This window comes from Streptomyces sp. NPDC022910 (assembly GCF_055561075.1).
Window position 1 is genome coordinate 231,206 of sequence record NZ_JBVHHL010000002.1, and the last position, 23,528, is coordinate 254,733.

The window sequence follows — 23,528 nt, forward strand, 5'->3', positions numbered from 1 at the left end:
TCAGCCTCCTTGGACGGCGGTGAGGACCTCGACGCGGTCCCCCTCGGAGAGGGACGTCGACGGCCACTGCGCGCGCGGGACGACGGTTTCGTTGAGGGCGGCGGCCACGCCCGAGGGGGCCGCGGTGAGGGTCCGCACGACGGCGTCGAGGGCGATACCGGGAGCGACCTGGCGGCGCTCCCCGTTGACCGAGATGTTCATGCGGGCTGCTCCGTGAGTGCGGCGGCGGCGAAGCGCCGGGGAGTGAAGGGGCGGGCCTCGTCCGGGAGCGCGCCGGTGGTCAGTACGTGGGCCATGACGTCGCCGGTGACCGGGGTGAGCAGGACGCCGTTGCGGTAGTGCCCGGTGGCCAGCAGCAGACCGTCCAGCGCCGTCGGACCCAGCAGCGGGGCGTTGTCCGGGGATCCCGGGCGCAGTCCGGCCCGGGTCTCGGTGAGCGGCAGCTCGCTGATCCCGGGGACCAGCTCGTGCGCGTCGCGCAGCAGCTCGTACACCCCGCCGGCGGTGACCGTCGTGTCCCAGCCCAGCTCCTCGCTGGTGGCGCCGACGACCAGCTCGCCGTTCTCGCGCGGCACCAGGTAGACGCTGCCGCCGCGGACGACGGCACGCACGGTACGGCTCAGGAACGGCGCGTACCGCTTCGGCACGGTCAGCCGCAGCACCTGCCCCTTCACCGGGCGTACGGGTGGCAGGACCTCGTCCGGGACGCCCGCGAGCTGCCCGCTGAGGCTGCCCGCGGCCAGGACGACCTGCCCGGCGGCGAGGTCGGTGCCGTCGGCGGTCCTGACCCCGGCGGCCCGCTCCCGTACCACCGCGAGCCGCTCGGCCCACACCCGGTGGAAGACGACTCCGGCGCGTTCGCACGCCGTGACCAGGGCGCAGACGAGGCGCCGCGGGTCGATCTGGTGGTCGCCGTCGACCCTGAGCCCCCCGCGCACGCCCGGCGCGAGCATCGGCTCCAGGCGACGGCATTCGCGCCCGTTCAGCCACTCCGACGTGAGGCCGGACCGCTGCTGCAGGGCGTGCAGCTCGCGCAGGTGGGCGCGGTCGTCGGCGTCGAGTGCGACGGCGAGCGTGCCGCACCGGCGGTAGCCGAGGTCCTGGCCGGTGGCCTCGGTCAGCTCGGCGGCGAAGTCCGGGTAGCGGCGCGCGGACTCCAGGTTGAGGGCGAGCAGTGTCTGCTCCCCGTAGTGCAGTTCGGTGACGGCGGCGAGCATCCCGGCGGCCACCTGGGCCGCTCCGCCGCCGGGTTCGGGATCCACCACGGCCGTGGCGAGCCCGCGCTGCGCAGCCCGCCAGGCGGTCACCAGTCCGATGATCCCGCCCCCGACGACGAGGACGTCTGATGTGGGTACGGTCGACATGGGCGTCCAGCCCCCTCCCTTCGCCGGCATGACCCGGATCAGGTTCGTACGGTCGGAGGCCGCCAGCCTCCCTCTCAGCCCGGTGCGCCCGGGCTCCCGCGAGTGCTTTACGTTGGCCACCCTAGCCCGCGTCCGTTCGTCTCAGTAAGGGAGCCTCTTCGATGCCGCGATCGCTCGACGGTCTGGTCCTGGCCCCTCTCGCGGACCAGGCCCCAGGTCAGGTCGGAACCCGTACCCGGTTCACGTACCACGAGAAGGACGGCGAGATCTGGGCCGAGTACGCGGGCGGCGACGTCGTACGCGGTCATCTGGTGGGTACACGAGAAGGTGACCGCCTCGACTTCCGGTACGTGCAGCTCAAGACGGACGGGACCACGTCGTCCGGGCACTGTGTCTCGCAGGTGGTGGAGCTTCCCGACGGGCGTTTGCGCCTGGAGGAGTCGTGGGAGTGGGAGTCGCAGCCGGGCAGCGGAACGAGTGTTGTGGAACAGATCACTCAGCACGCCCGCTGACTGACAATCTGTCAGTTGTCTATGGTGATCAGGGTGAGCGAGCAGACGCAGGCACGGGGCGGGTCGACACGGCGCGTCGTCGTCGTGGGCGCGGGCATGGCCGGGGTGCAGACCGCTGTGGCGCTCCGGGAACAGGGGTTCCCGGGCAGCGTGACACTGATCGGCGCGGAGCCGCACCAGCCGTACGACAGGCCGCCGCTGTCCAAGGCCGTGCTGCTCGGCAAGGCCGAAGGGTCCGCCTTCGACGTCGACTTCGAGGCCCTGGAGATCGAACTCCGACTGGGCTGCGAGGTGATCGGGCTACGCCCCGACGAGCACGAGCTGGACACCGAGGAGGGGCCCGTCCCCTACGACGTCCTCGTCCTCGCGACCGGTGCCGAGCCGATCCGGTTGCCGGGCGCCGAGGGCGTGCCCGGGGTGCATCTGCTGCGCACGCTGGACGACGCCGAGCGGCTGCGGCCGGTCCTCGCCCAGCAGCACGACATCGTGGTCGTGGGCGCCGGCTGGATCGGCGCCGAGTTCGCCACCGCGGCGCGCGAGGCGGGCTGCGCGGTGACCGTGGTGGAGGCCGCGGACCGCCCCCTCGCGGGGGCGCTGCCCGAGGAGGTGGCCGCGCGCATGACGGCCTGGTACGCGGACAGCGGCGCCGAGCTGCGCACCCACGCGCGCGTGGAGCGCGTCGAGCCGGGGGCGGTGGTGCTCGACGACGGCTCGCGGGTGCCGGCGGGCGCGGTGGTCGTAGGCATCGGAGCGCGTCCGGCCACGGCGTGGCTCGCCGGCTCGGGCATCGCCCTCGGCGTCCACGGTGAGGTGCTGGCCGACGACCATCTGCGTACCTCTGTACCGGACGTGTACGCGGTCGGTGACTGTGCGTCCTTCCCGTCGGGGCGCTACGAGGAGCGCCTGCTGGTCCACCACTGGGACAACGCCCTGCAGGGCCCCCGCACGGTGGCAGCGAACATCATCGGGGAGACGTCGGTGGCGTACGACCCGGTGCCGTACTTCTGGTCGGAGCAGTTCGGCCGCTTCGTCCAGTACGTGGGCCACCATGCGGCCGCCGACACGACGGTATGGCGCGGAGACCCGGAGGGCGCGGCCTGGTCGGTGTGCTGGCTGCGCTCGGACCGCCTGGTCGCCCTCCTGGCGGTGGGCCGGCCCCGGGACCTGGCCCAGGGCCGCCGCCTGATCGAATCAGGCACCCCCATGGATCCGGACCTCCTGTCGGACGCGTCACGCCCTCTGAAGGAGGCGACGGCGTAACGGGCCACTCCGTCACCGACCGCCGCGAGGGTGACCGGCCCGATGGCGCGGTCGGCATCCCGTTCCCGGCGCGTGGGGAGTCAGCCGACGGCGCCTGGGCATGCCACCCCGCGGCTCATGGGACGTGTCCGTCGGAGACACACGGCGGCGCCGGAGGCACCCCCAACCGCCGCTTCCGCTTCCGCCCCGGAGACAACCGTCCCCGCCGGCGCGGCCGACGGCGGGCGACTTGCCTGTCTGGAGGCGCACCGTGGTGCCGGGCGGGGTGCGTTGCGCCGGTTCACTGCTCCCGCCGGAGGACACGGCGCGCCGGTTCACCCGTCCCGCCGGAGGCCCGCGGCGTGCTGGACCGGGGGTGTCGCCGCAGGCGATGGGCTGTGCCCCTGAAGCAGCCGACCCCCGTCGGAGGCACCCCCGTACAGCCGCCATCGCTTCCGCCGCCGGAGGCAACCGTCACCGCGCCGGAGGCGCCCCGCTTCCGACTGTCAGTCCGGGATGGCACGCTTGATCCCGTGACCGAGATTGACGCAAAGATCGATGCTCTCGTCCCTGCCTGGCTCACCCTCCCCGACATCGCCGAAGCGCTCGGCGTCGAGGTGACCCGCGTGCGGCAGCTGGTCAAGGAGGGCCAGCTCATCGCCGTACGCCGTGGTGAGAACCGGGCGCTGCACGTCCCCGCCGCCTTCATCGACGGGGACAAGGTCGTCAAGGGCCTGTCCGGCACCCTGACGCTCCTGCGGGACGACGGCTTCACGGTCGAAGAGATGATCGAGTGGCTCTTCACCCCGGACCCGACCCTGCCCGGCACCCCCGCGCAGGCCCTCAGCGAGAATCGCGGCACGGAGGTGAAGCGCCGCGCGCAGGCGCTCGCCGTCTGATCCGATCCGAGAACAACCGTCCCGGTGTACGGGCCGCGGTCCACGGGCCACGGCCTTCGGGCCACCGCGCCCGCCGCGGCCCGTACGCCACCGACCCCCGGGGGACCCACCGTGCCCGACACCGCCCGCACCGCCCGGCTCGCCGACGCCCGCGTCTATCTGTGCACGGACGCCCGCAAGCGCCAGGGCGACCTCGTCGCGTTCCTCGACGCGGTCCTGGCCGGCGGCGTCGACATCGTGCAGCTGCGTGACAAGGGCATGGAGGCCGCCGAGGAGCTGGAGCACCTCCAGGTCTTCGCCGACGCCTGCGCCCGCCACGGCAAGCTGCTGGCGGTGAACGACCGCGCCGACGTCGCCCACGCCGCCGCCTCCGACGTCCTGCACCTCGGCCAGGGCGACCTTCCCGTCCCGGCGGCCCGCGCCGTCCTCGGCGACGACGTCCTCATAGGGCGCTCCACGCACTCCGAGACGGAGGCGGAGGCCGCCGCCGTCCAGCAGGGCGTGGACTACTTCTGCACGGGTCCCTGCTGGCCCACCCCCACCAAGCCCGGCCGCCCCGCCCCCGGCCTCGGCCTGGTCCGCCACACCGCCGCCCTCGGCACCGACCGCCCCTGGTTCGCCATCGGCGGCATCGACCTGGGCAACCTGGACGAGGTCCTGGAGGCCGGTGCTCGCCGCGTCGTGGTCGTGCGCGCGATCACGGCGGCGGACGACCCGGGCGCGGCGGCGGCCGAGTTCGCGAAGCGGCTGCGCGCTGCCTGAGACCCCGTCGTCGAACTCCCGCCTGCCGGGCGACGACAGGGCCCAGCGCGACCGGTTCTGTCCGATAGGTGGACAGCAAGTCGACAATTCGGGCAAATTTCCGGCATCCGGTTGGGGGACCGCCGCCCCCTGGCTAACCTGCGACTATGGCCCTCGGAACCGCATCGACCAGGACTGATCGCGCACGGACCGTGCGTGACATCCTTGCCACCGGCAAGACGACGTACTCGTTCGAGTTCTCGGCGCCGAAGACCCCCAAGGGCGAGCGGAACCTGTGGAGCGCGCTGAGGAGGGTCGAGGCGGTCGCCCCGGACTTCGTCTCCGTGACGTACGGCGCGGGTGGCTCCACCCGCGCGGGCACGGTCAAGGAGACCGAGCAGATCGTCGCCGACACGACGCTCACCCCGGTCGCCCACCTCACCGCGGTCAACCACTCCGTCGCGGAGCTGCGCAACATCATCGGCCAGTACGCGGACGCCGGGATCCGCAACATGCTCGCCGTCCGCGGCGACCCGCCCGGCGATCCCATGGGCGAGTGGGTCGCGCATCCCGACGGTCTGGCCTACGCGGCCGACCTCGTCCGGCTCATCAAGGAGTCGGGCGACTTCTGCGTGGGCGTGGCCGCCTTCCCCGAGATGCACCCGCGCTCCGAGGACTGCGACACGGACGTCGCGCACTTTGTCGACAAGTGCCGGGCCGGCGCCGACTACGCGATCACACAGATGTTCTTCCAGCCGGAGTCGTATCTGCGGCTGCGTGACCGGGTCGCCGCCGCGGGCTGTGCGACCCCGGTCATTCCCGAGGTCATGCCCGTGACCAGCGTGCGGATGCTTCAGCGGCTGCCGCAGCTCAGCAACGCCGCGATCCCCTCCGGCCTGGAAGAGCGGATCCTCACAGCGAAAGACGATCCGGCGGCTGTACGCTCGATCGGGATCGAGTTCGCCACGGAGTTCTGCTCGAGGCTGCTGGCCGAGGGAGTCCCCGGACTTCACTTCATTACACTCAACAACTCCACGGCGACGCTGGAGATCTACGAAAATCTGGGCCTGCACCATCCGCAGCGGGCCTAGACCAGCCGCACCGGCATACGACACACTGCGTAGCGGCCACTGGGAGAGGGGCGTACATGGGCTGGACGGTCCTCTACATCGCGTTCGGCATCGTCGCGCTGTGGCTGCTCGGTGAGGTGCTGCTGCAGTACAAGGCGCGCCTGCGCTGGCGACTGCTCGCCTTCGTCGGCTTCCTCGGCGTCGTGTTCGGCGTGCTGATCCCCTCCGTGGTGGTCATCGGGCTCGGTGCGGCCGCGTTCGCGGTCGGACAGACCTACGTCACCCTGTCGTTCCGCCGCGGCTTCGCGGCCGGCTGGGCGGTCGGCAACCGCGCCCGCGACGAGGACGAGGGCGACAGCAAGCGCCGCCGGGGCGAGTCGGCCCACCAGGAGCCGGAGCCGGAGGTCTCCGACCTCGAGACGACGGCTGCCGGAACGTACCGACAGGACGACGCGTACGACGACCACGACAACGTCTTCGCCCAGCAGCAGCCGATGGAGACCGTGGCCGAGGCGACCGCCGTGTACGCGCCTCAGCCCCTGCCCGAGGACACCGGTTCCTACGGCGTCTACACCGAGGAGACGTACGCCGCCGCGACCGACGCGTCCTACGCCGGCGTCGGCCAGCCCCAGGACCAGCAGGCCTACGCGTACGACGGCTACTCCGGATACGGCCAGCAGCAGTACGGCTACGACAACGGCCAGCAGCAGTACGCCGCCTACTCCGACCAGTACTACGGCGCGCAGACGTACGACAGCGGCTCGTACGACCCCAGCTACGGCGGCCAGCAGCAGTACGGTCAGCAGGCGTACGGCCAGGAGCAGTACGCCACCGGCACCTACGGGGAGACCCCGCCCGGCGGTGTCTGGGTTCCCCAACAGCGCACCACCGAGGACGCGTTCAGCGGTGAACTCCCGCCGGAGCAGCCGTACCCGTACCAGGGCGACGGCACCGCGCAGGGGCACGGCTACGACGAGCAGTACCGCTTCTGAGCGACCGCGCCCACGACGACCGAGAGGCCCGGTGCCGAGCACCGGGCCCTGTCGCATGCCGGCGCGCCTCGCTGCGCTTGCGCGGCCACCGGCTCTCCGGCGCTCTCACTGCGAGCCCCGGAAGTCAGGTCCCTCCACGATCAGTCCGGCCACCAAGGCGCCCGACATGCCGGCGTGAGGGAGACCGCCGCCGGGGTGGGACCAGCCGCCGACCGTGAACAGGCCCGCCACGCGCGTGCTGTTGGACGGCTGCAGCAGACGGCCGCCCGCCGCGGCCAGGGCCGGTGCCGGGACCGCGCCCCCGGGCGCGCCGGTGTCCTCGGCGATGTCGGCCGGGGTGCGCACCTCGTGCCACAGGACACGGTCGCCGAGACCCGGTATCGCGCGCTCGGCGGCCGAGACGATCCGCTCCACGTCCGACTCGGACGCGGTCAGACCCGAAGGCACCGTGACCGTCAGCGTGACCGCCTCATGCCCGGTATCGGGCACCAGCGCGGGGTCGTCAGGGCGCAGCACGGTCACCGTCGGAGCGGCTACAAGCCCGGCGGACTCGCCGAAGAGCCGACCCAACTCGCCCTCGCGGTCGGTGGTGTGGACCACCGTCCGGTGCGCGACACCCTCCGGCCGACTGCCGCGCAGGGCCAGCAGAACCGTCAGCCGGCTCGGCATCGCGCGCTGCGCGGCGACCTCGCCTGCTCTCCGCGCGGCGGCCGTTCCCGGTAGCAGAGCGTCCAGCACACCGGGAGCGACCCCGGCCACCACATGGTCCGCCTCCGTCACGGACCCGTCCGCCAACTCCACCCCCGCCGCCCGGCCGTCCTTCTCGACGATCCCGGTGACCTCGGCTCCGAAGACGAACTCCACCCTCCGGGCCACGCACCGCTCGTACACGGCGCGCGCCAACTCCCGCATCCCGCCGCGCACGTACCAGATGCCGAAGGCGTGCTCCATGTACGGCAACACCGCCGCGCTCGCAGGGACGGTCCGGGGGTCCAGGCCATAGGCCAGGGCGTGACTCTCCAGGAGGGCCGCCAGCCGCGCCTCGCGCAGCTCCCACGCGCCGATCTCGGCGAGCGTGCCGGCCCGCCGAGTGCGCAGCAGCTTCTTGTGCGGCACCGCCGGATACGGCTCGCGCTCGGCGAGTACCTGCCAGTCGGGCCACAGCGGCTCCTCCAGGAGCGGCCGGCGGGTACGGTCCCAGGCCTCGCGGGCGCGCACCAGGAAGTCGCCCCAGCGCTCGCCCGTGCCCGCACCGAGCGCAGCGTTCAGCGCGGACACGGCGCCGGCGCGCGACGCGTTCGGCAGCGACACCTCCGTGCCGTCCGCGAAGACATGCCGTGACGACGGGTCCACCTGGACCAGCTCGACACAGTCCTCCAGCGGCTTCTTGCCGGTCTTGACGAACAGATCGCGGTAGACCGCGGGCAGCGGCAGCAGGCCCGGGCCGGTGTCGAAGGCGAAGCGGTCGCGCGTGAAACGGCGCACCGCGCCGCCGTACGTCTCCGTGCGCTCGTACACCACCACCCGGTGGCCCGCGACGGCCAGCCGGGCAGCGGCCGCCATCGCGCCCGTCCCGGCGCCGATCACCGCAATCCGTGCCATGTCGGTGACTTTATCGGCCGCCGCCGACAATCCGGCCGCGGGCCTGTGACCAGCGCTTCCTCAGGCTGTGGAACCGTCCTCGCCCGGGCGGGGGAGTACCCGCACGGAGGCGATCGTCACCAGGGGGCATCACTGCGCCCTGGGGGTGAGTGCGCAGGAGTGAGTATCCGTACCTAGTCCATGAGATGAGTACCCGCGCGGATGGGGCCCGACCTGCGGAAACGAGAGAGTGGAGACACGGAAAGGGGTACGGCTCCGGCACCGCCGACACGGGGCGGCGGAACGGTGCCCGCCCTTGGCCGCTCCTTCCGTCGGCGTGGTTCGGCGGAAGCGAGTCACGGGGGGACCCGGGGGAATGACCGAACGGGGGTCCGAACGGGGGAGCACGACGGAGCGCCGGTTCCTGGCGGCCCGCGGGGGACGCGGCCGCCACGGACCGGCGCTTTCGTCTGACTGCGACCCTACCGGCTGCCGCTCACACGCCCCTGGAGCAGCCGCGAGAGCGCCGCGTGGACGTCGTCCAGGGAGCGCTCCGGCTGGAACGACTGCCAGTCAAGGGCCGCCACCAGAACCATGCCGACAAGCGCGGCCGCCGTCAGCGGGACGTCGATCTCCTCACTGAACTCGCCGTTCGCCACGCCCTCGCGCAGCACGTCCTCGATGGCCGCGACGACCTGCTGCCGGACCACCATGAGCGTGGACTGCCAGGCCCGGTTGGTGCGCCAGAGCTCGGCCACGTACAGCTGCGTGAAGGCCGGGTAGCGGGCGATGAAGCCGAGGCCCGCGCGGATCATCGCGTCGAGGGCGTCCACCTTGGTGCCGCCGGCCAGATCGGTCTGCTCGGCCGCCTCCCGGAGGGACGCGGTGAGCAGTCCCACGCCGTGCCGCAGCAGCTCCTCGAAGAGAACGGACTTGCTCGCGAAGTTGTAGTAGACCGTGCCCTTGGCGACCCCGGCCCGCTCGGCGATCTCGTCGACGGTGGTGGCGGAGAAGCCCTGCTCCGCGATGAGGGTGACGGCCGCCTCGTAAAGCTTTTGCCGGGTTGCCTCGCGACGGGTCGAGCCGCCTGCCGGGCCGGCGCTGCTGCGTTCCATGACGTTGATTGTCACAGCAGAGAACGGGTCGGACGGCACAGGGCCGACTGCGCCGGTCACAGGTTCAGCTCCGGGTGCAGCCGGTCGAGGGTCCACACCTGCCTGCGGCGGGCCGACAGGGCGGTGAGGGCGAGAGCCCCCGCGGTGAACGCCACGAGCACGGCGCACGCCTGCCACACCGGCCCGAGACCGCCGCCCGTGATGAGCCTCCTGAGGGCCTCGACGACGTAACTCATCGGCAGGAAGGGGTGGATCGCGTTGAAGAAGCCCGGACTGGTCTGTACGGGGTAGGTGCCGCCCGCGGACGTCAGCTGGAACATCAGCAGAGCGAGCACCAGAATGCGGCCCGCTGCTCCGAAGCGCGCGTTCAGCCACTGGACGAGCGCCGCGAAGCACGCCGCCACCAGGAACAGGAAGCCGACCGTCCCGGCCGCGCGTGCCATCTGCAGGCCGATGGCCCAGTGCAGCACCGCCATGAGGGCGGCCGTCTGCAGCACGCCCACGGCGGCCACCGGCAGCCAGCCCGCCAGCGCGATCCGCCAGGCCGAGGCGCCTGCGGCGAGCGCGCGCCGGTTCAGTGGCGGGATCAGCATGTACGCCACCATCGCGCCCACCCAGAGGGACAGCGGGATGAAGTAGGGGGCGAAGCCGGTGCCGTAGTTGGGCGCCTTGTGCAGGTCCCGGGAGGCGAGCTGCACCGGGTCGGACATGACCCGGGTGCGCACGTCGCGGTCCTGCTCGTCGTAGTCGGGGATCTTCCCGGCGCCGCCGTGCAGTTTGCCGGCGAGCTTCCCGGAGCCGTCGCCGAGCTTGTAGATGCCCCCGTTGAGGTCGATCGCACCCGTCGTCAGTTCGCCCATGCCCGTGTTCAGGTCGGCCGCCCCCGTGGCGGAGGTGCCGAGGCCGGTGTGCAGCTTCTCGGCCCCCTTGGCGACCCTGGCGGCGCCCTTGTCGAGCGCGTCCACCTTGGCGACCGCGTCGTCGAGGTCGTCGGAGAGGTGCGGCGCCGCCTCGGCGAGCGCCCTGGCCTGCCGCTGCAGTGTCTTGAGGTCCTGCCTCATGGCGGTCAGGTCGCCGTGGTAGTCCCGCACCACGGTGTTGACGTCCTTGGCGAGCCGCGCCGCCTGCGCCGTCGCGTCCCTCGCCTTCTTGAGGTCCTCGCACGCGAGGTCGGGCACCGGCTGCTCGACGCAGCGCTTCGCGTAGACCGCGTCCAGCGTTTCGGACGCCTCGCGGGTGCCGCTCTCCGCGCGTGGTGCCGTGGTGACGAACGCGTCGAGGTGGTCGCTGATCACGCCCGCCGAGTCGGCCACCAGGGTCGCGGTGTCGGCGATCTGCCTGCCGTTCTTCTTCAGGAAGGGCCCCACTTGGGCGACCGCGCCGTCCACCCGGTCGGCCAGCGCACGGGTGCCGTCCGCGACCTGCTGTGCGCCTTCCTGGAGATCCCCCGCGCCCTTGTCGAGCTTCGTCAGGCCACTCGACAGCTTTCCGCTGCCCTTCCTGGCCTCCTCCAGCCCGTCGGCGAGGTCCTTGGAGCCCTTCTCCGCCTTGCCGATCCCGCTGGTGAGCCGGTCGGCACCCGCGGCGGCCCTGACGGTCGCCCCGTGGATGTCCGAGAACGAGATGAAGATCCTGTCGAGGAAGGACCGTGACGCCTTCGTGGAGGCCGCGGCCCGCACCTCGTTGAACACCGTCTTGGAGATCTGCCCGACGATGTAGTTGTTCCCGTCGTTCGTACGTACCTGGAGAGCGCCCGTCTCGGGGGAGTCGCCGGAACTGGAGGCGATCCGCTCGCTGAAGTCGGACGGCATGGTCAGCGACAGGTAGTACGTGCCGTCCTCGACGCCCTTCCGGGCTTCGGCGGCACTCACCTCGTGCCACTCGAAGGTGTCGTTCTTCCGCAGCCCCGTGACGAGGTCGTCGCCCAAGGCGACCTTCTGGCCGTCCACGGTCGCGCCCCGGTCACTGTTGACGAGCGCCACGGGGATGCGGTCGAGCCGGCCGTACGGGTCCCAGAACGACCACAGGTACAGGGCGCCGTACAGCAGCGGCAGCAGCAGGAGCGCGACCAGCGCGGCGCGCGGCAGCCTGCCCCGGGCGAACCGCCTGAGCTCAAGCGCGGCCAGTTTCGGCGAGCGCATCCGCCTTCTCCTTGTCGTCGTCTCCGCCGTCCTCGGACGGTCGGCCGGGGGTGGCTTCCCGACGGGGGTACCGCTCGTCGGGGGTGGTCTCCTCGCGGGGGTCCTGTCGGCCGCCCTGGGGGTCCGGCAGGGCTTCGTCCCGCCGGGCCCGTACGTCGTCGTCCTGCCAGCCGTCGTCGCCCTGCTCGCCGTCGTCGTCCTGCCCGCCGTGCTCGGGCCGCCCACCGTCTTCGCGCGCCGTCGACACCACGACGGCCCCCTTGGGGGCCTCGGCGCAGACCGCGAGAACCGTGATCCCGGCCTCGGTGAGCGACCTCAAGAGGCCCCAGGCCGCTGTCCGTTCGGAGGTCGACAGTTTGAGGTCGGCGTCGTCGACGGCCAGCAGGCGCGGACGGCCGATCAGGGCCAGTGCCACGGAGAGCCGCAGGGCCTCCACGCGTTCCAGATCGCGCACGGCGGTCCGGGAGCCCTTGGGCAGCCTCGTCAGGTCGAGTCCGGCGGCGGCCAGGGCGACGTCGATGCGCCGCCCCGCCCGCACCCGGGGGCGCAGCAGCGCGCGCAGGGAGTCCCCGAACCGGCTTTCCAGCAGGGCCCGTTCGCGCAGGTGCTCGCCGACGGTGAGCGTCGGGTCGAGATCGGTGACGCCGGGCACATGCGCGAGCGCGCTGATGCGGCGCGCCGCGGACATGTCCTTGGGCAGCCGGTGACCGCCGACCGTGGCCCACCCCTCGCTCGGCTTCATCCGCCCGGTGAGCGCGAGCAGCAGACAGGTCCGGCCGGAGCCGGAAGGCCCCGCGACCGCGATGAGCGAGCCGGGCTCCGCGTCGAAGCCGACGCCCCGGAACGCCCAGCCGCGCGGTCCCTTCAGCCCGAAGTCCACGGCACCGACGGTGACCCCGGCAGCTCCGTCCTGCTCCCGTACGGCCATGTCCCCCTCTTTTCGCTGAGCGGGCCGCCCCGGTCCCGGCGGCCCGCTGTTTGAACTGACTGGTCAGTGCAAAAACTACTCCGAACTCCTGATCGAAGCAAAAGCCCAGGTCAGAACGGATTGTCAGTGCCATACCTCACGATGGGCACATACGGCCACAGTGCCGTCACGCAGACGACAGGAGGTTCGTCATGGCCAGCCACCACGCAGCCGCCGCACGCCGGCGCCGCGGCACCGGCCCTGCCCCCTCACTGACCGGCCCGGCGAGCGACGTGCACCCCGTGCTGCGCCGGGCCACGGCCCCGCCCGCCGCGCTCGACCTGCTCGCCCAGGCCCGCGCCGGACTCGACGAGGCAGCCGCCCTCCCCACGCCCAACGAGCGGTACGCGACGGCCCATCTGGCGGCCCTGCGCACGGCGGCCGCCGTGCTCGCCGCCCGCGGGCGCCCGGAGCCCACGGTGCGACGCCGCGCCAAGATCAGGAGTGCCTGGGAAGTGCTCCCCGAGATCGCGCCCGAACTCACGGAGTGGAGCGCGCTGTTCGCCTCCGGCGCCTCCCGCCGTGCCCGCGCCGAGGCGGGCATACAGGGCGCGGCCAGCACCCGCGACGCGGACGACCTGATGCGCGACGTGGCGATGTTCTTGCGGCTGGTCGAGCGCATGCTGGTGCTCCAGCCGGTCCTGCCTCAGCCACGCCGGGAGGACCGGGAGATGCCGGACGCGGGGTGAGCTCGGGAGGCCGTGGGGCTGAGGACCGGGGCGCGAGATGGGCGTGCGGCGTATGTGACCACAGAACGCGACGTGACGAGGGGTGTGACGCCTCGCGTGGCCCCTTTCCGCCGAACGTCTCCGGGCGGCGCCGAGCGGCGCCGGGCGGGGCGGGCGGCGCGTTGTTCGGGGGGTGGACAGGGCGCCTGTCACGGGGGCGGAGGCAATAGGGTGGAGGCGCCTGAAGCCTTTCGCCCTGGTACCGGGGGTCGAAAAGGCCGCCCGATCGCTCCGCCGTACACCAGGCGGTGCCGCGCCGAGGAGTCAACTGCCGTGTCGGACCCGATGCGCCCCCGCGCTTCTCTCCGTACCGCCGTGGTCTGGGAGGTCCTCAAGGACGCCCTCGACCGCCGCGTCAAGGCCACGGGGCGGGACGTGCTGGACGTCCTCGACACCGGAGGCGGCAGCGGCAACTTCGCGGTGCCCGCCGCCCGCCTCGGCCACCGGGTCACCGTCGTCGACCCCAGCCCTAACGCGCTGTTCGCATTGGAACGCCGGGCCGCCGAGGCCGGTGTCGCCGACCGGGTCCAGGGCGTCCAGGGCGACGCACACGGCCTCTTCGACGTGGTCGAGCGCGGCGGCTACGACGTGGTCCTGTGCCACGGCGTCCTGGAGTACGTGGAGGATCCCGCCGAAGGTGTCCGCAACGTGGTCGCCGCCCTGCGCACCGACGGCGTCCTCAGCCTGCTCGCCGCCGGGCTCGGCGGCGCCGTGCTCGCCCGGGCCCTCGCGGGGCACTTCAAGGAGGCCAAGCAGGCGCTGAAGGACCCGAACGGCCGCTGGGGCGAGAGCGACCCCGTGCCGCACCGTTTCACCGCCGAGCAACTCACGGCGCTCGTCGAGGACGCGGGCCTGCGCGTCGCCGCCGTCCACGGGGTCCGGGTCTTCGCGGATCTCGTGCCCGGGGTACTGGTGGACACCGAGCCCGGGGCACTGGAGGCACTGCTCAAGCTGGAGGCCGCGGCCGCGGAGGTGTCCGCCTTCCACTCCGTCGCCACGCAACTCCACGTCCTCGGTGAGACCCAGGGGGCGGCCGAGGCCTGAGGCGCCTGCTGTGACGCCCCGCTGATCAGCGGCTTGACGGCAGATGGAGTACGCCACAGGACCCCCGATCGAGCGGTCCGCGCCGTATGATCGAGGGAGACCGCCCGGCATGACGGGTCGGCCACTGGGGAATGGAAGCCTCAGTGAGTCGGGTCGGCCATGGCGGGTTCCGGTTGGCCAATTGGCGTAGAGGGGCGGGTTTCAAGGGGGCGATTCCCTGCCTATCCTGAAGGGGACCCCCGGTCGCCCCGGCGACTGCACGATGAGGAGGACTCCGTGCCGCTCTCGGAGCACGAGCAGCGAATGCTCGAGCAGATGGAGCGAGCGCTGTACGCCGAAGATCCCAAGTTCGCGACAGCGCTTGAGGGAAGCGGGCTGCGTACGTACACCCGGCGACGGGTGTACCAGGCGGCCGCGGGCTTCCTGGTGGGTATCGCGCTCCTCATGGCCGGAATGGTCGCGAAGCAGATCTGGATCAGCGTGGTGGGATTCCTCGTCATGCTGGGCTGTGCGGTGCTCGTCGTGACCGGTTGGCGCAAGGTTCCCAAGCCGGGTGAGCAGGCAGCGCCGGGCGCGCGCAGGCAGGCCCGGCAGCGACGCTCCTTCATGGACCGTGTCGAACAGCGCTGGCAGCGACGCCGGGATGAGCAGGGCCACTAACCCTCCGGCCGACAGCCGAAGACATACGTGCAGGGGCGACCACCAGCGAGGTGGTCGCCCTTTTGTACCGTCCTGCTGTGCCGTGTCCGGACGGTTGTGGGGCGTTGTTCCGGGCGGGTCGGCGGGTGTGTGGTCGCCTGAGAGGGCGTGTTTGCGGGGGCTGTGAAGCCTGGGCGGTCGGTGGGTGTGCGGGTCGGCCGAGCGGCACGGCTTGCGGGGTCGTGTTCCGGGTTGACGGGCGGGTGTGCAGCCTGCTGCGCGGGACGGCCTCCGGGGGCTGTGGTCCTGCGCGAGGTGGTGGGTGTCCGGCCCGCCGGGGAAAGCGTGTGCCTCAGGGCGGAGGTCCTGGTCCCATGCGGGCGGGCGTTCTGCCGCCGAGTGGGACGGCCCGCGGCGGCCCTGGTCCCGGGTGAGTCGGTGGGCGGGCGGCACGCCTGGCGGACGGGTTTGCGTCCGCCGGGGGGCCTGCGCCCGGCAGGGGCGAGTCAGCCCCCGCCGAGCCGGTTGCGGTCCCCGAGCCGGCTGTTTGTGTGGCGTGATGCCGGGCTGATCCGCGGGCCTGTCCTGCCTGCCCATCGGATCGGCGTGCGGTCCGGCGAGTTGTTGGCGGTGGGGCGCGGTGGACGCGGCCCTGTCCGCCCCGCTCCCGGGACGGACAGGGCCCTGCGTCAGCCGCCCTGCTGGCCGGAGGGGCGCCGCAGCAGGGTCGCCCAGCGGGCCGACCAGCGGGCCCTGAGATCCACCCAGCGGTCGGCGGCGGCCCACACCGCGCGCACGGCCGAGCGTGGTGCCACAACCGCTCGCACCCGGGTCCGTCGGTCGGCCGTGGACCGCAGCGCCACCCGCAGCTTGCGCACATCGTCGACCAGACCGGCCTGGGAGCGCGGCTGCGGCGCGAAGAGCACCTGCTCCACGGCATCCGCCACCCGGTGCGCGGCCTCGGCCGCCGACGCGTCCAGCCGGCCGACCCGCACGATCCGCTCGGCGGCCTTCCGCGGGGTCAGCGCCTCGTCCGGCGGTATGCCGTAGTCCCACGCCGTGTCCGTGAGCTCACGCCACACCGCCAAGGTGTGGTCCAAGGCCAGCTCGCTCACCCGGCTCGGAGGCGTCCGGCCCGGCAGAACGGTCATCCCGAGCTCATCCGTGTACTGCTCGTCGGCCCTGCGATCCCTGCGGCCCGCGCGGGGCGGCACCAGGGCGGACGACGCGTGCTGGGCGGAGGACAGCCGCACCGACCGGCTCCACAGCCGGTACAGCATCGGCGTCAGCGGCACGGCGATCAGGGCCAGCCCCAGCAGGGTCAAGACCAGGAGCTGGTACCACGGCGGCCCGTCGTCCCCCGAGGCCACCGCGGCGCCGGCGGACTGGCTCGGGCATGCCGCCAGCTTGCGATCCAGCGCCGAGCAGCTCTCGCTCGACGACGGCGCGGTGAAGGGCGCTGTGGACGACGACAGCGACGGTCGGGGCACGACCGGGTTCTCCCCGCTCGGCGCGTCGGACTGCGTGTACGACGGCGCCGACCCGCGGTTCGGGGTCGGCTCGAAGCGGGTCCAGCCCACGCCCTCGAAGTACAGTTCCGGCCACGCGTGCGCGTCGCGCAGTCCCACCGACATCGAACCGTCCGCCTGCGGAGAGCCCGGGGTGAAGCCCACCGCGACCCGTGCCGGTATCCCCAGGGTCCGCGCCATCGCGGCCATCGCGAAGGAGAAGTGCACGCAGAAGCCCTGCTTGTCCTTCAGGAAGCGGGCGATCGCGCCCGACCCGGTGCCGACCTGCACCTGGGTGTTGTAGGTGAAGCCGCCATCGACCGCGAAGTAGTCCTGGAGCTTGACCGCTTCCTCGTAGTGGTTCGACGTCCCTGCTGTCACCTGGCGGGCCGTCTGGGCCACCACCGCGGGCAGGGAACCCGGTACCTTCGTGAACTCGCGTTTGAGCGCCGGCGACGGCTCGGGCGCCGTGGCCAGCTGCTCCGCGGTCGGCTGCAGGATCAGGCTCTTGACGTCGTACTGCAGGCCCCGTGTGTTCTGACCGTGGTCGCCGACGAGCGTCCGGCCCACCGGCTCGTACCGCCAGCTGCCCTTGATCTTCACGCTCGTCGCCGGGTACGGCATCGGCAGCCAGTCCTGGGCGTACCAGTCCGCCGCGGAGACCCGCGTCTCGATCTCGGTCCGCCGGACGCTGCCCGCGAGGCCGGTCGGCGTGGGCAGCGTGTCCGGCACACCCGTGATGTGGCGCTGGGCGGGTTTCCAGGTCGTACCGTCGAAGTCGTCCAGGGCGACGATCCGCAGATACAGGTCCTGGGTGTCCTCCGTGTTGGTGCGGTACGCCATGACCTGGCGGTCCTGGTCCACGTTCAGGCTGTCGCGCAGCGACACCAGCGGATTGACCGCGGAGATGGTGTTGCCGTTGCCGATGCCCGCGCCGACGCCGGTCCCGGTGCCGTCCAGCAGTCCGCCGGAGAGCGAGGGCAGGGGCACCAGGGCGATGGCCAGCGCGACCGCGCCGATGCGCCGCCCGGTGCGGGCCGGGGCGACGGCACCGCCGGAGTCGGCGCCCGGAGCGCGGGGGGCACCGCTGAAGACCCGGCCCCACTGGGAGAGCCGGTCGCGGCCCTCGGCCAGCAGCAGCATCAGATAGCCGCCCGCGGCGACGAGGAACCACAGCCAGTCGGCGCTGCCGCTCGAGAGGCCCGCGGCCACCGAGTACAGCGCGAGCAGCGGCAGTCCGGCCGGGGCCGCCGCACGGAACGTCACGGCCAGTGCGTCCACCAGCAGCCCGATCAGCACGACCCCGCCGACCATCATCAGCCGGATCCCGGGGCTCAGCGGCGCCGGAATCGCGTATCGCCCGACGTCGTCCGCGCCCGACTGCAGCAGCACCCCGAAGTGCTGGAAGGCGTCCGGGCCGGGGATGAACCCGGCGATGGACTGGTCACGGGCGAAGGTCAGTGTGAGCGCCATCAGAGCGACCACCGCCTGAGAGGCGATGGTCAGCGGACGCGCCAGCGGCACCCGCCGGGTCAGCGCGCCCACACCGGTCACGACCGCCACCAGGAACGCCGCTTGGAAGATCCAGGTCGCCGGGGAGACCAGGGGCAGCAAGGCACACGACGCCATCAGCGTCGCCGCCGCGGCACCCAGCGCCAGCCGGGCCCGACCGCTCATGACCGTCCCTCCATACCGCCCATGGCGCCCACACCCGTGCGCTGCCGGTCGGCCTCCTGCCACAGCTCCGCCAGCGAGACGCCCCGCGGCACCATGAGCGCCGTCCAGCCGGCCTTGCGCAGCATACGCAGCCGCTCCTCGCTCCGGTCCAACGGGCCCGGCACGTCGGACGGTTCGCGCCCCCAGGCGTCCCTGTCCAGCAGGAAGGCGAGCGCGCCTCCGCTGCGCCTGCTCATCTTGGCGACCATCGCGGCCTGTTCCTCGTCGAGATCCCCGAAGAAGGCCACCAGCAGCCCCTCGTTGCCGCCGCGCAGCACCTCGTAGGCGCGCGACAGGCCCGCGCCGTCCGAGTGGTCGATCACGGCGAGCGTGTCCATCATCAGACCGGCCGCGTCCGCGGACTCCTGGCTCGTGCCCGCGAAGCCGTCCGAGCCCTCACCGGGCACCGAACTGCCCGTGTCGGTCAACAGCCGTACGGAGAAGCCCCGTTCGAGCATGTGCACCAGCGTGGACGCCGCTCCCGCCACCGCCCACTCGAAGGCCGAGTCCGGGCCGGACCCCTGGAAGGCGACGGCCCGGGTGTCGAGCAGCACCGTGCACCGGGCCCGCTGCGGCTGTTCCTCCCGGCGCACCATCAGTTCGCCGTAGCGCGCGGTGGAGCGCCAGTGCACCCGGCGCAGGTCGTCGCCGTGCCGGTAACCCCGCGGGATCACGTCGTCCTCGCCCGCCAGCGCCAGCGAGCGCTGCCGCCCGTCGCCGTACCCCTTGGCCTCGCCCGTGATGCGCACCGGTGGCAGCGGCTCCACGCGCGGGATGACCGTCAGGGTGTCGTAGGCCGAGAAGGAACGGGTCAGTTCGCACATCCCGAACGGATCGGTCAGGCGCAACTGGAGCGGGCCGAGCGGATAGCGGCCGCGCAGGTCCGAGCGCACGCGGTACGACACCTCGCGCCGGCCGCCCGCCTCCACCCGGTCCAGGACGAAGCGGGGGCGTGGCCCGAGCACGTACGGCACCCGGTCCTGGAGCATCAGCAGCCCCGTGGGCAGCCGCGAGACGTTGTCCATCCGCAGATGGACCCGGGACTCGGAGCCCGCGGGCACGCGCGAGGGGGAGAGCCGACGGCTGCCCGCGACCCGGTAGCGCGTGCGGTAGAGCACGGTCGCGCACACCAGGGGCAGCACGGCCAGCAGGAGCCCGACCCGGAGGAGGTCGCTCTGGCCGAGGACGTACGCGCAGACGGCGGCCGCGACACCGGCGGCCAGGAAGGAGCGCCCGCGCGTGGTCAGCCCGGCGAGCGCGCTGCGCAGCCCGCCCTTGTCCTCCTCGGCGGTGCGCGCCGTCCCCCCGAGCGCCATCACAGTCTCCGGGGCGGCTGCTGGCCGTAGTCGCGGCCCATGGTCAGGCCGGTCTGCTGGTGGGGCGCCGCGGGCACCGGAGTGCGCTGCAGGATCTCCTCGACGACCTGCTCCGCCGTGCGGCGGTTGAGCTGGGCCTGCGCGGTGGGCAGCAGACGGTGGGCCAGGACCGCCACGGCGAGGGCCTGCACGTCGTCGGGCAGCGCGTACTCCCGGCCGCTGAGAGCGGCGGACGCCTTCGCCGCGCGCAGCAGGTGCAGGGTGGCGCGGGGCGAGGCGCCGAGTCTGAGGTCGGGGTGCGTACGCGTGGCGGCGACCAGCTCCACCGCATAGCGCCGGACCGCCTCCGCGACGTGGACGCCCCGGACGGCCTCCACCAGCTTCACGATCTCGTGCGCGTGCGCCACCGGCTGGAGGTCGTCCAGCGGGTTCACGCCTCCGTGGATGTCGAGCATCTGCAGCTCGGCGTCCGCGCTCGGGTAGCCGATGGAGACGCGGGCCATGAAGCGGTCTCGCTGGGCCTCGGGCAGCGGGTAGGTGCCCTCCATCTCCACCGGGTTCTGGGTGGCGACCACCATGAAGGGGCTCGGCAGTTCGTACGTCGTGCCGTCGATGGTCACCTGGCGCTCCTCCATCGACTCGAGGAGCGCGGACTGGGTCTTGGGCGAGGCACGGTTGATCTCGTCGCCGATCACGATCTGGGCGAAGATCGCGCCGGGCTTGAACTCGAAGTCCCGGCGCTGCTGGTCCCAGATGGAGACGCCCGTGATGTCCGAGGGCAGCAGGTCGGGCGTGAACTGGATGCGCCGCACCGAGCAGTCGATGGAGCGCGCCAGTGCCTTGGCGAGCATCGTCTTGCCGACGCCGGGAACATCCTCGATCAGAAGATGCCCCTCGGCGAGCAGCACGGTCAGCGAAAGCCGTACGACCTCGGGCTTGCCCTCGATCACTCCTTCCACCGAGCTGCGGACACGCTCCACAGTGGCGGTCAGATCAGTAAGGCTCGCTCGATCGTCATAGGTCGTCACCCGGCCCTCCTCGGCCCGTTATTGCTCGGGCCGACGCTCTGCGATGCGGACCGGCCCACCCCGAAACACGGACACCACGCGGGAAAAGTTCCGCGTGACGCCACACCCGCATTCTTGTTGCCGTTACCGGTTCGTGTCACTCGCCTGTGGATAACTGGCCGCGACATGTCGGCCTTATGGCCTTTTTGGCACACCGGAGCCGGGATTTTCGTCCGAGTGGACGTTCGCGAGTGGAGGAGCGCGGTGACGGGACGGGTGCCGGACCGCCCCGCTATGCGGGGTCGATCTCCCGCAGCAGGCCCGTCCTCACGTCGAAGACGAAACCGCGTACGTCGTCGGTGTGCACCAGGAACGGGGAGGTGCGCACCCGCTGCATCGACTGCCGTACGTCCTGGTCGACGTCGCGGAAGGCCTCGACCGCCCAGGCGGGCCGCTGGCCGACCTCCATCTCCAGTTCGTGCCGGAACTCCTCGGTCAGGGACTCGAGACCGCAGCCGGTGTGGTGGATGAGGACGATGCTGCGGGTGCCCAGCGCCCGCTGGCTGATGGTGAGGGAGCGGATGACGTCGTCGGTGACGACGCCGCCCGCGTTGCGGATGGTGTGGCAGTCGCCCAGTTCGAGGCCGAGTGCGGCATGCAGGTCCAGCCGGGCGTCCATGCACGCCACGACCGCCACGCGCAGGACGGGACGGGCGTCCATCCCGGGGTCGCTGAACGCGGCGGCGTACCGCTCATTGGCCTCGACCAGGCGATCGGTGACGGTGCCGGCTATGGCGTCTTCGGGACCGGCGGGAACGGATGCGGAAGTCGTCATACCCACGACGTTACTGGTCACAGATGATCCCGGCCTGCTGTGAGAGCGGACAAAGAACGTCACAGCTGCTTGTTGTGACGTAACCCACACATCCCGTGAAACCTCCGCCGGACGAGTGAATCCCCTCGGACCGCGCCGCCGCGGCGGACGCGCACGCGACGCGCAGGGCGGTTGATTGACCGCAAGACAGGGTCGACTAAAGTGACGCGAAGCGGGAGGCGAGACGCTCTCCCTGCGGACTGTTCACCCGGAGACGTCGGCAGCGCCGGTTTCTCCCCGCGTGCGCGGCGCGTACGTACGGCTCGGCCTCCTCCCGCTCCCGGTCGGCTGACGCTTCCGGCGCCGGAAGGGCATCCCCTTCGCTGGGGGCCACCCCGGCGTCAGCCGGGGGAAGGCGGGAACCGGCCGTGCGCACCCGGCCGCGCCGGACCTGAGAGGCCCCCTTGAGCAAGAGTCGACACGTGCCCGTCATGCTCCAGCAGTGTCTGGACATGCTGGCCCCGGCCCTCGCCGAGCCGGGGGCCGTCGTCGTCGACTGCACCCTCGGGCTCGGCGGCCACAGCGAGGCGCTGCTGACGCGCTTCCCCGAGGTCCGGCTGGTGGCGCTCGACCGTGACAAGGAGGCGCTGCGCCTGTCCGGTGAGCGGCTCGCCCCCTACGGGGAGCGCGCCATCTTGGTGCACGCGGTCTACGACGAACTCCCCGTCGTGCTCGACCGGCTGGGCGTTCCGCGCGTCCAGGGTGTGCTCTTCGACCTCGGCGTCTCCTCCATGCAACTCGACGAGGCGGAGCGCGGTTTCGCCTATGCGCAGGACGCCCCGCTCGACATGCGCATGGACCAGACGACGGGCATGAGCGCCGCCGAGGTCCTCAACACCTACCCGGCGGGCGAACTCGTGCGGATCCTGCGGACGTACGGCGAGGAGAAGCAGGCCAAGCGGATCGTGTCCGCGATCGTGCGCGAGCGCGAGAAGGAGCCGTTCACCAACAGCGCGCGGCTCGTGGAACTGATCCGGGACGCGCTGCCGCAGGCGGCCAAGCGGACCGGCGGCAACCCGGCCAAGCGCACGTTCCAGGCACTGCGCATCGAGGTCAACGGAGAACTCGCCGTCCTGGAGAGGGCGATCCCGGCGGCCGTGAAGGCGCTCGCCGTCGGTGGCCGCATCGCCGTCCTCTCCTACCACTCGCTCGAAGACCGTCTGGTCAAGCAGGTGTTCGCGGCCGGAGCCGCGACCACCGCGCCGCCCGGACTGCCGGTCGTCCCCGAGCGCTACCAGCCCCGGCTCAAGCTCCTCACCCGCGGTGCCGAACTTCCGACCGAGGAGGAGGTCGCCGTGAACCGCCGGGCGGCCCCGGCGCGTCTGCGCGGCGCCGAGCGCATCCGCGAGGACGCTGAGTGAGCCGGACGAAAGGGGCGGGCGAGTGACCAGGAGACCCGGCGTGCGCGCGAAACGGCCCCCGGCGTCCACCGGGCCGCCCGGGACGTCCGGGGGCCCGAAGAGGGGGCGCGAGGGCGTGGAAGCACGGCGGGAGGGTGTGTGAGCAGGAAACCCGAACTCAGGGGGCGGGCAGCCCGGCTCGCGCGGTTGATTCCCGTCGGCGGTGCCACAGGCGCCGCCCGTGCCCCCTTCGTACTGCTCGTCGTCCTGTTGCTCGGGGGCGGACTCATCGGGCTCCTCGTGCTGAACTCCGCGCTCAGCGAGGGGGCCTTCAAGCTCGACGACCTGCAGAGGCAGACCAAGAGCCTCACCGACGAGGAGCAGGCCCTCCAGCGGGACGTGGACGCCTACTCGGCCCCCGACGCCCTCCAGCGCCGCGCCCGCGAACTCGGCATGGTCCCCGGCGGCGACCCGGCCTTCCTGAACCCCGACGGCACCGTCAAGGGCGTCCCCTCGGCCGCCGCCCAGCAGTCCACGGCGAGCACCGCGGCCCTGCGCCCGCCCGAGGTGCTCAGCCCGTACCCGGGCACGGCGGTGCCGGCGTCACCGTCACCGAGCACACGCCCGGCGGCCGGCTCCACGACCGTGTCCGGCTCCACAGCCTCCCCGGGCTCCCCGACCAGGCAGTCCGCCCCTCCCGCACGCCCCTCCACGACCACGACCCCCGGCAGGTGA

21 protein-coding genes and 1 riboswitch are annotated in these 23,528 nt (G+C 72.5%); of the genes, 11 read left to right on the plus strand and 10 right to left on the minus strand.

Features of this window, described 5'->3' with window-relative positions:
- Together thiS and thiO are read right to left on the minus strand one after the other, a co-directional pair.
- Entirely contained in the window at positions 1-201 is a 201-nt protein-coding gene (thiS, locus tag ACZ3TS_RS02885) for a sulfur carrier protein ThiS (RefSeq protein WP_467613193.1), read from the minus strand.
- Positions 198-1,364, minus strand: a complete 1,167-nt coding sequence (gene thiO / locus ACZ3TS_RS02890) for a glycine oxidase ThiO (protein WP_467613196.1) — start codon at positions 1,362-1,364, stop codon at positions 198-200. The genes thiS and thiO overlap by 4 nt, the downstream gene beginning before the upstream one ends.
- Positions 1,363-1,474, minus strand: a riboswitch (TPP riboswitch). It overlaps the preceding gene by 2 nt.
- 51 nt (positions 1,475-1,525) lie before the next feature.
- On the opposite strand from thiO, the gene ACZ3TS_RS02895 reads away from it, so the two are divergent.
- The 6 genes from ACZ3TS_RS02895 (at position 1,526) to ACZ3TS_RS02920 (ending at position 6,817) form a co-directional block, all read left to right on the plus strand.
- A complete protein-coding gene (locus tag ACZ3TS_RS02895; RefSeq protein WP_467613199.1) occupies positions 1,526-1,876 on the plus strand; it encodes an avidin-fold protein in 351 nt (116 codons plus the stop codon).
- 33 nt (positions 1,877-1,909) lie between these two features.
- Positions 1,910-3,136, plus strand: coding sequence for an NAD(P)/FAD-dependent oxidoreductase (locus tag ACZ3TS_RS02900; protein ID WP_467613201.1), 1,227 nt, complete (start codon positions 1,910-1,912; stop codon positions 3,134-3,136).
- A 512-nt stretch (positions 3,137-3,648) separates the two neighbouring features.
- Positions 3,649-4,014, plus strand: coding sequence for an Rv2175c family DNA-binding protein (locus tag ACZ3TS_RS02905; RefSeq protein WP_265566483.1), 366 nt, complete (start codon positions 3,649-3,651; stop codon positions 4,012-4,014).
- Between the two features lie 111 nt (positions 4,015-4,125).
- On the plus strand, positions 4,126-4,776 hold the full coding sequence (gene thiE / locus ACZ3TS_RS02910) for a thiamine phosphate synthase (RefSeq protein ID WP_467613203.1): 651 nt from the start codon (positions 4,126-4,128) through the stop codon (positions 4,774-4,776).
- A gap of 146 nt (positions 4,777-4,922) precedes the next feature.
- On the plus strand, positions 4,923-5,846 hold the full coding sequence (metF, locus tag ACZ3TS_RS02915) for a methylenetetrahydrofolate reductase [NAD(P)H] (RefSeq protein WP_467613205.1): 924 nt from the start codon (positions 4,923-4,925) through the stop codon (positions 5,844-5,846).
- A gap of 56 nt (positions 5,847-5,902) precedes the next feature.
- Complete coding sequence (locus ACZ3TS_RS02920) at positions 5,903-6,817, plus strand: SCO2102 family sporulation regulator (RefSeq protein ID WP_467613208.1); 915 nt, start codon at positions 5,903-5,905, stop codon at positions 6,815-6,817.
- 105 nt (positions 6,818-6,922) lie between these two features.
- Here the strand turns inward: ACZ3TS_RS02920 and ACZ3TS_RS02925 are convergent, their stop codons facing one another.
- The 4 genes from ACZ3TS_RS02925 to ACZ3TS_RS02940 form a co-directional block, all read right to left on the minus strand.
- A complete protein-coding gene (locus ACZ3TS_RS02925; protein ID WP_467613210.1) occupies positions 6,923-8,419 on the minus strand; it encodes a phytoene desaturase family protein in 1,497 nt (498 codons plus the stop codon).
- Between the two features lie 461 nt (positions 8,420-8,880).
- Positions 8,881-9,513, minus strand: a complete 633-nt coding sequence (locus ACZ3TS_RS02930; protein ID WP_467613211.1) for a TetR/AcrR family transcriptional regulator — start codon at positions 9,511-9,513, stop codon at positions 8,881-8,883.
- Positions 9,514-9,569: 56 nt separating this feature from the next.
- A complete protein-coding gene (locus tag ACZ3TS_RS02935; RefSeq protein ID WP_467613213.1) occupies positions 9,570-11,654 on the minus strand; it encodes a YhgE/Pip family protein in 2,085 nt (694 codons plus the stop codon).
- Positions 11,626-12,582, minus strand: coding sequence for an ATP-binding cassette domain-containing protein (locus ACZ3TS_RS02940; protein WP_467613215.1), 957 nt, complete (start codon positions 12,580-12,582; stop codon positions 11,626-11,628). The genes ACZ3TS_RS02935 and ACZ3TS_RS02940 overlap by 29 nt, the downstream gene beginning before the upstream one ends.
- A gap of 191 nt (positions 12,583-12,773) precedes the next feature.
- Here ACZ3TS_RS02940 and ACZ3TS_RS02945 point away from each other — a divergent pair, with 191 nt between their 5' ends.
- The 3 genes from ACZ3TS_RS02945 to ACZ3TS_RS02955 all read left to right on the plus strand — a co-directional run bounded on the left by ACZ3TS_RS02945 (position 12,774) and on the right by ACZ3TS_RS02955 (position 15,053).
- Positions 12,774-13,310 (plus strand): SAV_6107 family HEPN domain-containing protein, encoded by a 537-nt coding sequence (locus ACZ3TS_RS02945; protein WP_467613217.1) that lies wholly within the window; start codon positions 12,774-12,776, stop codon positions 13,308-13,310.
- 312 nt (positions 13,311-13,622) lie between these two features.
- Positions 13,623-14,393, plus strand: a complete 771-nt coding sequence (locus ACZ3TS_RS02950) for a methyltransferase (protein ID WP_467613219.1) — start codon at positions 13,623-13,625, stop codon at positions 14,391-14,393.
- A gap of 276 nt (positions 14,394-14,669) precedes the next feature.
- Positions 14,670-15,053 carry a DUF3040 domain-containing protein gene (locus ACZ3TS_RS02955; RefSeq protein ID WP_467613221.1) on the plus strand — a complete coding sequence of 128 codons (384 nt, stop codon included), beginning with the start codon at positions 14,670-14,672 and terminating at the stop codon, positions 15,051-15,053.
- A gap of 668 nt (positions 15,054-15,721) precedes the next feature.
- Here ACZ3TS_RS02955 and ACZ3TS_RS02960 read toward each other — a convergent pair.
- The 4 genes from ACZ3TS_RS02960 to ACZ3TS_RS02975 all read right to left on the minus strand — a co-directional run bounded on the left by ACZ3TS_RS02960 (position 15,722) and on the right by ACZ3TS_RS02975 (position 21,414).
- Positions 15,722-18,217, minus strand: coding sequence for a transglutaminase TgpA family protein (locus ACZ3TS_RS02960; protein ID WP_467613223.1), 2,496 nt, complete (start codon positions 18,215-18,217; stop codon positions 15,722-15,724).
- Positions 18,214-19,572 carry a DUF58 domain-containing protein gene (locus tag ACZ3TS_RS02965; RefSeq protein ID WP_467613225.1) on the minus strand — a complete coding sequence of 453 codons (1,359 nt, stop codon included), beginning with the start codon at positions 19,570-19,572 and terminating at the stop codon, positions 18,214-18,216. Before ACZ3TS_RS02965 ends, ACZ3TS_RS02960 begins: the two co-directional genes overlap by 4 nt.
- Positions 19,572-20,600, minus strand: coding sequence for an AAA family ATPase (locus tag ACZ3TS_RS02970; protein WP_467613227.1), 1,029 nt, complete (start codon positions 20,598-20,600; stop codon positions 19,572-19,574). Before ACZ3TS_RS02970 ends, ACZ3TS_RS02965 begins: the two co-directional genes overlap by 1 nt.
- A gap of 271 nt (positions 20,601-20,871) precedes the next feature.
- Positions 20,872-21,414, minus strand: a complete 543-nt coding sequence (locus tag ACZ3TS_RS02975) for a beta-class carbonic anhydrase (RefSeq protein WP_467613229.1) — start codon at positions 21,412-21,414, stop codon at positions 20,872-20,874.
- 443 nt (positions 21,415-21,857) lie between these two features.
- Between ACZ3TS_RS02975 and rsmH the strand changes: the two genes are divergently transcribed.
- The gene (gene rsmH, locus ACZ3TS_RS02980; protein WP_467613231.1) at positions 21,858-22,814 is read left to right on the plus strand and encodes a 16S rRNA (cytosine(1402)-N(4))-methyltransferase RsmH; all 957 of its coding nucleotides are present in this window, start codon (positions 21,858-21,860) and stop codon (positions 22,812-22,814) included.
- A gap of 138 nt (positions 22,815-22,952) precedes the next feature.
- Positions 22,953-23,528, plus strand: coding sequence for a cell division protein FtsL (ftsL, locus tag ACZ3TS_RS02985; RefSeq protein WP_467613233.1), 576 nt, complete (start codon positions 22,953-22,955; stop codon positions 23,526-23,528).